Consider the following 9,447-nt stretch of genomic DNA (forward strand, 5'->3'; position numbering starts at 1 on the left):
CTCGTGGGCTCTTACTTTTTTTTTTTAGAGACGGGCACTCCTGCTGCTCCACAAAAAATTTGCCGTCCCGCCCCCCCGTCGTTTGGGGGGCGGGGGACACCCCTCATCGGACGGTCGACACCCGGCGGAAATGCCGGGATCACAATGATGTGGTGCGGCGGGTTATCGGGAATCCCGCTCCGCGTTCTCGGCGATCCTCTTCACCATGGCGAGCCGCCGGTCCCAGTCCGCCGCGAGCCGGGACATGTGCCGCGCGGTCTCGTCCAGCGCGGCGGGCCTCACCGCGTAGCGGACCTCGCGCCCGACCCGGTTGCCGGACACGAGCCCGGCGGCGTCGAGCACGGCGAGGTGCTTGACCACGGCCTGTCGCGACACCGGCAGCCGTTCGGCCAGCGCCGTCGCGGTGACCTCGCCCTGCGCGGCGAGGAGGTCGAGCAGTTGACGTCGCGTCGGGTCGGCGAGAGCGGCGAGGACGCTGCCGAGCGGTTCGACCTCACCGCGACGTTCATCGGTCACACCGACGATTGTTCGACACGATGCTTCACCATGTCGAATACCTGGGGCCAGCCCTCGGAGTTGAACCGCACCGCCTTGTCGCGGGCCTCCTCGGACGTGCTCAGGGCCGAGAAGCCGCTCTCCACGACGCGCAGGCGCGTCTTGCCGTCCTCCGTGCTCAGCGTGAACTCGACGAGGGTGCTGTTGTCGTCGCGCAGGCCCTCGCCGGGGAACGCGCTGGCCCAGCGGTAGGCCACGTACGTCGGTGGGTCCACCTTCTCCACGCGCACCGCGACCTCGCCGAGGTTCGGGTTCTTGGCGATCAGCGACGCGCCCTCCGTGGCCACCTGGCCCGCCACGCTCTCCTCGTCCGCGACCCAGAACCCGGGCGTGGCCACGAGCGACCACACCCGTTCCAGGGAGGCGTCGATCAAGGTGTCGCGTTCGATCCGATCTTCACTCACCGGGTTCTCCTACCGTCGTCCGCCGCAACCCGCCGTTGCGCCGGCCCGCCTGAAGCTGCAACCCTATAGTTGCACATCGCGCCGGCGACGCGCAACCGCAGGGTTGCACGCGCGCTGCGCCGATCGGCCGTGCCCGCGCCTGCGCAAGGAATTCCCGTCCCTATTCGCGGGATTTGTTCCATTGTTGCGCCCACGTTTCCGGGCGGTCCGCAAGACAGCAAAATCGGAGAGATGGCGGACGCCGGGCGCGGACTAGCATGGTTTGTGCGGCACGCCGGACCGGATGGGATTTCCGGCACGGCGGGAATAGTCGCCCGATCAATGCCGCAACTCCCCGCCCACATCTGGGGCACCACTGCCCGCCACCGGTGGCACAAAACCTAGGAAAGGCACGGACATGACCTTGGTAGAGGACGGCGCACAGGCGTCCGAGAAGGTGTCGAACGTCCCGGACGACGCCGAACTCGCGCGTTCACTGGACGGGGACTTCCGCAGCGCGCACGTCACGGTCGACGGCCTGCGCCTGCACTACGTGGCGGGCGGGACCGGCCGGCCGCTGCTGCTCCTGCCCGGCTACCCGCAGACGTGGTGGGAGTTCCGCAAGGTGATGCCCGCGCTCGCGGCCGGCGGCCGGCGGGTCGTCGCGGTGGACCTGCCCGGCATGGGCGGCTCGGACAAGCCGGCCACCGGGTACGACAAGAAGTCGATCGCCCGGGTGCTCCTCGGCTTCGTCCGCGCGCTCGGCCACGAGCAGGTGGACGTCGCGGGTCACGACATCGGGTCGATCGTGGCGTTCGCCTTCGCGGCCAACCACCCCGAGGCCGTCCGCAAGGTCGCGATGCTGGACGTGGTCCACCCGGACGAGTCCATGTACGAGATCCGGATGCTGCCGACGCCCGGCTTCCCCTTCTACCCGTGGTGGTTCGCCTTCAACCAGGTCCCGGACCTGCCGGAGAAGCTGCTGGCCGGGCGCACCCGCGTACTGGTCGACTGGATGATGGACAGCTTCCTGGTGGACCGCACGGCCGTGTCCGACCGCGACCGCGCGGTGTTCGCCCGCCGCCTCGACTCGCCCGAGGCGATCCACGGCGCGAAGTCCTACTACGCGGCGTTCGGCCAGGACATCGAGGACCTCAAGACCTACGGCAAGGTGACCGCCCCGGTGCTGGGCATGGTCTCCGACCTCGGCGACGGCCTGTTCGCCGCGCAGATGCGGGCCACGCTGCCCACGCAGGCCACCGACGTGGAGATCGTCCCGGTCCCCGGCGCGGGCCACTACTTCGTCGAGGAGGCCCCGCAGGCCGTCATCGACGCGTTCACCCGGTTCTTCGACTGACCTCCCCGCCCGCCCCCACCCGGCCTCCCGGTCGGGCGACACCCACGGAGCCCAGAGTGCACACCACCACCACACCACCACGGGAAGAACTCGTCGGCCGGGCCACGGAGCTGGTCCCGATGTTCGCCAAGAACGCCATCTGGCAGGAGGAGCACCGCGTCCTGCACCCGGACACGGTCGACGCGCTCACCGGGTCGGGACTGCTGCGGTTGACCCTGCCGAAGCGGTACGGCGGCTACGAGGCCGACACCACCACCATCGTCGACGTGCTGTCCGAGCTGGCGCTGGGCGACGGCGCGGTCAGCTGGGTCGGCACGGTCTGGACCATCAGCACCTGGTTGACCGGCCTGTTCCCGGACCACGTCCAGGACGAGGTCTTCGGCGCCGGCGACGTCCGCATCAGCGGCACCTTCGCGCCGAGCGCGGTCGGCGTGCCGACGGCCGGCGGCATCGTGCTCAACGGCAAGTGGGGCTTCAACTCCGCCGCGCCGCAGAGCACCTGGAACGCCCACGCCGCGGTGCGCGTGGTCGACGGGCAGCAGCCGGAGCCGGTGCTCGTCCTGGTGCCCATGTCCGACCTGGAGGTGGTGGACGACTGGCACGCGGCCGGGATGCGCGGCAGCGGCAGCGTCACCACCGTGGCGAAGGACGTGTTCGTGCCGGACGAGCGCGTCCTGTCGTTCGTGCCGGTGCTGCAGGAGGGCCGGCACGCCTCCGAGACCAACGCGAGGTCCGCGCGCTGGCAGGTCCCCTTCCTGCCCTGGGCCAGCGCGGTGACGACGGGCACGCACCACGGCCTGGCCCGCGCGGCGTACGCCGCGTTCATGGAGCGGCTGCCCACCCGCAAGATCACCTACACCGACTACGAGCACCAGGCCCACGCCCCGCTCACGCACCTCCAGGTCGCCGACGCCACGGCGCGCATCGACGAGGCGGGCTTCCACGCCCACCGCGTCGCGGCCAGGGTGGACGCCAAGGTCGGCGAGCCGTGGTCGCTGCACGACCGCGTGAGCGCCCGGCTCGACCTGGGGCTCACCGTGCAGCGGGCCCGCGAGGCGATCGACGTCCTGGCCAACGCCAGCGGCGCGTCGTCGGTGCTGTCCACGGTGCCGATCCAGCGCATCGCCCGCGACAGCCGGACCATCGCCATGCACGCCTACCACCACGCGGACACCAACCTGGAGCTGTACGGCCGGGTCGTCTGCGGCCTGGAGCCCAACACCGTCTACCTGTGACGGCCCCGGAGTTCCCCACGACGCCACGGCAGGGGAACTCCCGCCGCGGGCGCCGCGTCACCCGGTCCGCGCCGGGCGACGCGGTGGCCCCGGGCGCTCCCGCCCCTCGCGCGGCACGCCGATCCGCCCGGTCCCGCGCTGCCCGGTCCCACCCACCCGGTCACCCTGCGCGCGCACGACCTTCCCGCACACCCGTCCGCACGGACCGACGCCACCGCAGCGGCCTCCCGCCGCTCCCCCGGCCGGTCCGGTCGGGAGCACGCACCGCACCACCGGCCGCGCCGGCACGGGGGCACCGCCCCGGCGCGCCGGCCAGCCGACACCGTCGTCGGGGAGGACAGCGACCAGGAGGGGTCGCGGGGTGCCCTGGCGGCACTCCTCGTCCTGCCCGCGCACCACCGACCAGGAGGAGTGAGGTCATGATCGTCGCCGGCCCGGAAGTCGAGTTACCGCGGACGTCGCTCACGTCGTTCGTGTTGCAGCACGCCGAGGAGCACGGATCCCGCATCGCCGTGGTGGACGTGGACGGACGCGTCTCCTACACCTTCGCCGACCTGGTGTCGCGGGTGCGGCGGGCCGCGCAGGGGTTGCGGGAGCTGGGGTTGCGGCCCGGCGACGTGGTCGCGATCCTCGCGCCGAACGTGCCGGAGTACCCGATCGCCTACCACGCGATCGCGTTGGCGGGCGGCGTCGTGACGGCGCTCAACCCGCTGGACACCCCGGCCGACCTGGAGGACCGGCTCGGCGAAACGGGCGTGCGGTACCTGGTGACCGTGCCGCAGGAGATGCCCAAGGTGCGCGCGCTGCTGGACCGCACCGACGTCGAGCAGGTCGTCGTGCTGGGCGAGGCGGAGGGCGCGACGCCGTTCGCGGCGCTGGAGCGGGCCGAGCCGATCGTGCAGACGGCGTTGGACCCGTCGGAGGAGGTGGTCACGATCCTGCACTCCAGCGGCAGCACCGGGCTGCCCAAGGGGGTGCTGCTGACGCACCGCAACATGATCGCGAAGGCGTTGTTGACCAGCGCGGTGGCGCCGAACGAGCCCGGCGACAAGGCGTTGGCGATGCCGCCGTTCCACCACGCGTTCGGGTTGTCGATGATGATGAACGCGAGCCTGTACCAGGGCACGACGCTGGTGACGGTGGAGCGCTTCGACCCGGAGACGTTCCTGCGGGCGATCGAGGAGCACCGGATCACCCGCCTGTACGTCGTGCCGACGATCGCGGTGCTGTTGGCCAGGAGCCCCCTGGTCGACCGGTTCGACCTGTCGTCGTTGCGGTCGATCGTGTCCGGTGGCGCGGCGCTCGACCCGTCGGTCGCGGCCCGGGTGCGGGAGCGGCTCGGGTGCGAGATCGGCCAGGGGTACGGCCTGACCGAGGCGATGGTGGCGTTCATGCAGACGCCGGGCGGCACGTCGCCCGCGTCCGTGGGACGCGCCGCGCCCGGCGTGGAGGCCAAGATCGTGGACGTGGCCACCGGCGCGGTGCTGGGCCGCGGCCGCAGCGGCGAGGTCCTGGTGCGCGGCCCGCAGGTGATGAAGGGGTACCTCAACGCGCCGGTGGCCACCGCGGCGGTGCTGGAGCCGGACGGGTTCCTGCACACCGGGGACATGGGCTACCTGGACGCCGACGGCGAGCTGGTCATCGTGGACCGGATCAAGGAGCTGATCAAGTACAAGGGCCAGCAGGTGTCGCCGGTCGAGCTGGAGGCCGTCCTCGTGCGCCACCCCAAGGTCCTCGACGCGGCCGTCGTCGGCGTGCCGGACGAGGAGTCCAGCGAGATCCCCAAGGGTTTCGTGGTCGCGCAGGAGCCGGTCACCGCGCAGGAGATCATGGACTGGGTGGCCGAGCGGGTCGCGCCGTACAAGAAGATCAGGCAGATCGAGTTCATCGACCGGATCCCCCGCACCCCGGTCGGCAAGGTGGAGCGGCGGACGCTCAGCGGCCGGGCCGCCGTCGAGGCGTCCCCGTCCCGATCGACCGCGCCGCTCCGATAGGGGAGGTTCCCTATCGGAGGTGCGCGCCGCGCCCGCCCGGCGTGGTCGAACGACGACGCGCGTCGCGGGAACCGGAACGCTCCGGTGTGGACGATCGCACCGGAGCGTTCCCGCGTGCCACGACCCGGGAATTGGTGCCGCCACGGCGGTTCGGGTTGCCGAACGGTCCACAGGAGACGTTCGGCGGCCCCGCCCGCGCCGCGGCAGGACCGCTCGACCGCACCGCGCCACCCCGGCACGACGAGCCCTCGACGCGCCACTGGCCTGCCGGAACCCCCTCACCCACCCGGTGCGGCACAGCGCCGCGACAGAGCCCTGGAGCCGGATCCGGGCACGGGAGGGACACGCGTCTTTTCACGCGAATGGCGGACGTTTGGCATAACGATGTTACACGAAGAATAACGGCGTTGTGCAACACTGTCAAGGTGAGCCCTCGCAAGCTGGACCCCGAGACCCGCGCCACGCTCGTCGAGATCGCCGCCCGCCTCCTCGCCGAGCACGGCGCCGAGGCGCTGTCGACCCGGAAGATCGCCGCCGAGGCGGGCACGTCCACGATGGCCGTCTACACCCACTTCGGCAGCATGAGCGGCCTGGTCCGGGAGATGGTGCACGAGGGCTTCGCCCGGCTGGAGCGCCGATTCGCGCAGGTGCGCCAGACCGACGACCCGGTGGCCGACATGGCCGTGCTGGGCCACGCGTACCGGCAGAACGCGCTGGCGAACCCGCACCTGTACGCGGTGATGTTCGGCGGGCAGTCGCTCGCCGGGTTCTCCCTCACCGACGAGGACCGCCAGTACGGCCGGTACACCCTGCTCACCGTCGTGGACTGCGCCACCCGCTGCATCGGGGCGGGCCGGTTCCGCGAGGGCGACCCGCTGCTGATCGCGCACGAGATGTGGATCGCCACGCACGGCCTGGTCAACCTGGAGCTGGGCGGCTACCTGATCGACCCCGTCGACGCCGAGCGCTGCTACGACACCATCCTGCACAGCCTGCTGGTCGGCGTCGGCGACGACCCGAGGAGCGTGGCGGCGTCGATGGCCGCGTCGCGCAAGCGGCGGGTCGAGGAGGTCGAGGCCGACCAGGAGCCGGTCACGAGCCGTCGCTGACCACGTCCCGGGCCGGCGGGGTGGGCGCCGTGCCGCGGTCGGCCCGCACCGACGGGTGGACGCGCGACCGCCCGGGTCGGCGATCCACGCCGCCTACCCGGGCGATGGGCCGTCGCGCCGCGCCGGCTACGACTGGTACCTCGTGCCGTTCCACCAGTTCTCACCGGGGCCGCCGGCGTTCTCGTCGTCGTACTCGTCCTTGAACCGCCACCAGTCCCACGGGTGCTCCAGCTCGTCCTCCCGCCGGCCGAGGTGGGTGATGTCCAGGTAGTTGTAGAAGTTCTTGAAGATGTCGCCGCCGCGGTCGAAGATCGAGTACGTGAAGTACACGTCCTCGCCCTCGCGGTAGAAGGCGCTCACGCCGGGCGACTCGCCCTGCTCGGTGGAGACCTCGTAGTCGTAGTTGAAGTCGCTGCCGTAGGACGAGTACCACGGCATCGTCCAGCCCATCCGCTCCTTGAACGGCGTGAAGTCCGCCACCGGCGCGCGGGAGACCATGACGAACGTGGTGTCGCGGGCGTGCATGTGCGCGAGTTCGCCGACGCTGTCGGCCTGCATGGAGCAGCCGATGCAGCCCACCTTCGCGCCCGGCGCGAACATGTAGTGCCGGACGACAAGCTGGCGGCGGCCCTCGAAGAGGTCGAGCAGCGTGAGCCGGCTGCCGTTCGGGCCCTCGAAGAGGTACTCCTTCTCCACCTTCACCATCGGCAGGTTGCGCCGCTCCTCGGCGATCAGGTCGCGGGCGCGGGTGACTTCCTTCTCCTTCTCCAGCAGTGCTTTGCGAGCCTCCAACCACTCTGCTCGGGAGACTACTTTGAGCTGGGTCATCAGATCTCCTCAGGACTGTCCGGGTGGCGCTGCCGCCGAGACCCGACACCGGCAGGGGCGGCGGGTGACGCCATCGGTGTTCCGGCCGCCGGTCTATCCGCACTCACGCTATTCGGCGGTTGCCGGCAAGACTTCTTCCACGTTGACGTGTTGCCCGGCCCGCGCGGACGTCACGGCGTCCCGACCCCCTCGCGGTCGTAGGTCGCCAGACCGGGCTGGTACGCGCGCTTCTCGAACTGCCGCAGCGCCACGGTGATCCACTCGTTGCCGCTGAGCCGGGACAGCTCCCACAGCTTCGCCTGGTCGTAGTCGATGGCGGCCGGGAGGTCCTGGGACCGGTTGCCCTCGTAGACCTGCTTGGCCAGCGCCAGCGTGACCGGGTTCTTCTTCACGATCTTGCGGACCAGGCGGTCGGTCTCCGCGTCGAGCCGGTCGGCGGGCACCGCCATGTTCACGAGCCCGTGCCGGGCCGCCTCCGCGCCGGTCATCGTGTCGCCGGTGAGGATGTAGTACAGCGCCTGCTTGCGCGGCAGGTTGTGCGCCGCCGCCCAGGTCGCGCCGCCCGCCGGGAAGATGCCGAAGTTGATCTCCGAGAGGCCGAACAGCACGTCCTCCGCCGCGATCGCCAGGTCGCACAGGCCGGCCACCAGGAACCCGCCGCCGAACGCGAAGCCGTTCACCTTGGCGATGGTCACCGCCGGGAACGCCTTCAGGCGCTGGAACCACCGGAGCGCGACCAGGTTCGTCCGGTAGAACAGCTGGGGGTCGTCGAACGGGCGCAGGAAGCACTCCTCCAGGTCCATGCCGGAGCTGAAGCTGTCGCCGACGCCGGTGATGACGACCGCCTTGACGGCGCCCGCCGCCTCGATCTCGTCCAGCACCTGGTTCATGTCGCGGTGCATCTGCGGGTTCATCGCGTTCTTCTTGTCCGGCCGGTTCAGGTGGATCGTGGCCGTCGGCCCGTCGATCTCGAGGTTCAACGTCTCCAGCGTGATCATGCGAGATCCTTCTCTCTGCTCTCCGACGCACAAACGAGGACGAACTCACCACAGTCGGCCGGGGTGGCGTGGAATCTCGGGCCGGCGCGGGCACGGCTACGCCGATGGAGCTGCGCGGTCCGATCGTCACGCGGCCTTCGACGGCGCGGCTACTCATGCCTTGCCGTCGTCCCGCGCGGCCGGGGCACGGCGCGGTGGGGCGGCGCACCTGTCATCGTGCGCAGGTGGGGCAAGTTCGAAGAAACAACGGCCCGCGGGTTCACGGACAATCGCCGCGACCGACCGGGGGAACGACTTCCCCAAGGCGATGGAAAGCGACCGGGACAGGGCACGGAAATGTAACGGGAGCGACCGGGAGGACCGCGTTCAGAGCGGGTGAGTCGGTAGTGGAATACTACCTACACAGCACCGGACTCACCGGGCAAAACAGTGTTCACACCGCTCTGAGCTGGGAAAACACTTGCCCGGACGGGGTTGCCCGCAGGCACCGCAACACCCTGCGAGGCGTCACCAAATGACCTCCGCGCGGCTACCCGTCGTGAGCAAGCCGGAAGTAGCAAGCGCCGCGAACGCTCTGCAACGCTTTTCCCGTTGGCAGGTCCGGTGACGGCGTCACCCGAGCTGGGGAGACGAGTTGAACGCACTGCGCGCCATGCGGCGCGAATTGCCGGAGATCGCCGGGAGGCAGTTCTTCGCCACCCCGGTGATCACGCAGCGTCCCCCGGAGGGATTCGTCGCCGATCACCGCTGGACGGTGCAGGACGGCATCGGGTTGGCGATGGCCCGCATGCCGCGGCACGGGACGGGGCCGGTCGTCCACCGGCCGCGCGCCCTGGACCACCAGGACATCGGCCGTGCCCCGTGGTTCGTCGGCGAGTCCGACGCCCAGCGCGTCGCCGACACGATCGAGAAGTCCCCGGGGGGGGGCGCGGGGGGGCGCGGGCGGGCGGGGGGGGGGGGGGCCGCGGGCGGGGGCGCGCGGCCCCCC

General features: G+C 71.0%; 8 protein-coding genes and 1 pseudogene. 5 read left to right on the forward strand and 4 right to left on the reverse strand.

What is annotated here, in order from left to right:
- Positions 1-162 precede the first annotated feature (162 nt).
- Together ACFXGA_RS32200 and ACFXGA_RS32205 are read right to left on the reverse strand one after the other, a co-directional pair.
- Positions 163-516 (reverse strand): ArsR/SmtB family transcription factor, encoded by a 354-nt coding sequence (locus tag ACFXGA_RS32200; RefSeq protein ID WP_378094482.1) that lies wholly within the window; start codon positions 514-516, stop codon positions 163-165.
- Positions 513-959, reverse strand: coding sequence for an SRPBCC domain-containing protein (locus tag ACFXGA_RS32205; RefSeq protein ID WP_378094484.1), 447 nt, complete (start codon positions 957-959; stop codon positions 513-515). Before ACFXGA_RS32205 ends, ACFXGA_RS32200 begins: the two co-directional genes overlap by 4 nt.
- Before the next feature lie 397 nt (positions 960-1,356).
- Here ACFXGA_RS32205 and ACFXGA_RS32210 point away from each other — a divergent pair, with 397 nt between their 5' ends.
- From ACFXGA_RS32210 to ACFXGA_RS32225, 4 genes are all read left to right on the forward strand, one after another.
- On the forward strand, positions 1,357-2,295 hold the full coding sequence (locus ACFXGA_RS32210) for an alpha/beta fold hydrolase (protein WP_378094486.1): 939 nt from the start codon (positions 1,357-1,359) through the stop codon (positions 2,293-2,295).
- 56 nt (positions 2,296-2,351) lie between these two features.
- Complete coding sequence (locus tag ACFXGA_RS32215; protein ID WP_378094488.1) at positions 2,352-3,530, forward strand: acyl-CoA dehydrogenase family protein; 1,179 nt, start codon at positions 2,352-2,354, stop codon at positions 3,528-3,530.
- Between the two features lie 419 nt (positions 3,531-3,949).
- The gene (locus ACFXGA_RS32220) at positions 3,950-5,524 is read left to right on the forward strand and encodes an AMP-binding protein (RefSeq protein WP_378094490.1); all 1,575 of its coding nucleotides are present in this window, start codon (positions 3,950-3,952) and stop codon (positions 5,522-5,524) included.
- Positions 5,525-5,949: 425 nt separating this feature from the next.
- Positions 5,950-6,633, forward strand: coding sequence for a TetR/AcrR family transcriptional regulator (locus tag ACFXGA_RS32225; RefSeq protein WP_378094492.1), 684 nt, complete (start codon positions 5,950-5,952; stop codon positions 6,631-6,633).
- Between the two features lie 126 nt (positions 6,634-6,759).
- On the opposite strand, the gene ACFXGA_RS32230 is transcribed toward ACFXGA_RS32225, so the two are convergent.
- Together ACFXGA_RS32230 and ACFXGA_RS32235 are read right to left on the reverse strand one after the other, a co-directional pair.
- Positions 6,760-7,461 carry a DUF899 domain-containing protein gene (locus ACFXGA_RS32230; RefSeq protein ID WP_378094494.1) on the reverse strand — a complete coding sequence of 234 codons (702 nt, stop codon included), beginning with the start codon at positions 7,459-7,461 and terminating at the stop codon, positions 6,760-6,762.
- 170 nt (positions 7,462-7,631) lie between these two features.
- The gene (locus ACFXGA_RS32235) at positions 7,632-8,459 is read right to left on the reverse strand and encodes a p-hydroxycinnamoyl CoA hydratase/lyase (RefSeq protein WP_378094496.1); all 828 of its coding nucleotides are present in this window, start codon (positions 8,457-8,459) and stop codon (positions 7,632-7,634) included.
- Between the two features lie 634 nt (positions 8,460-9,093).
- On the opposite strand from ACFXGA_RS32235, the pseudogene ACFXGA_RS32240 reads away from it, so the two are divergent.
- Positions 9,094-9,447 (forward strand): annotated as a pseudogene (locus tag ACFXGA_RS32240) (hypothetical protein); the annotation flags it as partial.

Source organism: Actinosynnema sp. NPDC059335, from assembly GCF_042752395.1.
Classification (GTDB): domain Bacteria; phylum Actinomycetota; class Actinomycetes; order Mycobacteriales; family Pseudonocardiaceae; genus Actinosynnema.

What these genes read in the sequence shown, in the direction of transcription:
- ACFXGA_RS32210 (WP_378094486.1), top strand. Translation starts at nt 1,357, where the DNA reads ATGACCTTGGTAGAGGACGGCGCACAGGCGTCCGAGAAGGTGTCGAAC.
- ACFXGA_RS32220 (WP_378094490.1), top strand. Translation starts at nt 3,950, where the DNA reads ATGATCGTCGCCGGCCCGGAAGTCGAGTTACCGCGGACGTCGCTCACG.
- ACFXGA_RS32230 (WP_378094494.1), bottom strand. Translation starts at nt 7,461, where the DNA reads ATGACCCAGCTCAAAGTAGTCTCCCGAGCAGAGTGGTTGGAGGCTCGC.
- ACFXGA_RS32235 (WP_378094496.1), bottom strand. Translation starts at nt 8,459, where the DNA reads ATGATCACGCTGGAGACGTTGAACCTCGAGATCGACGGGCCGACGGCC.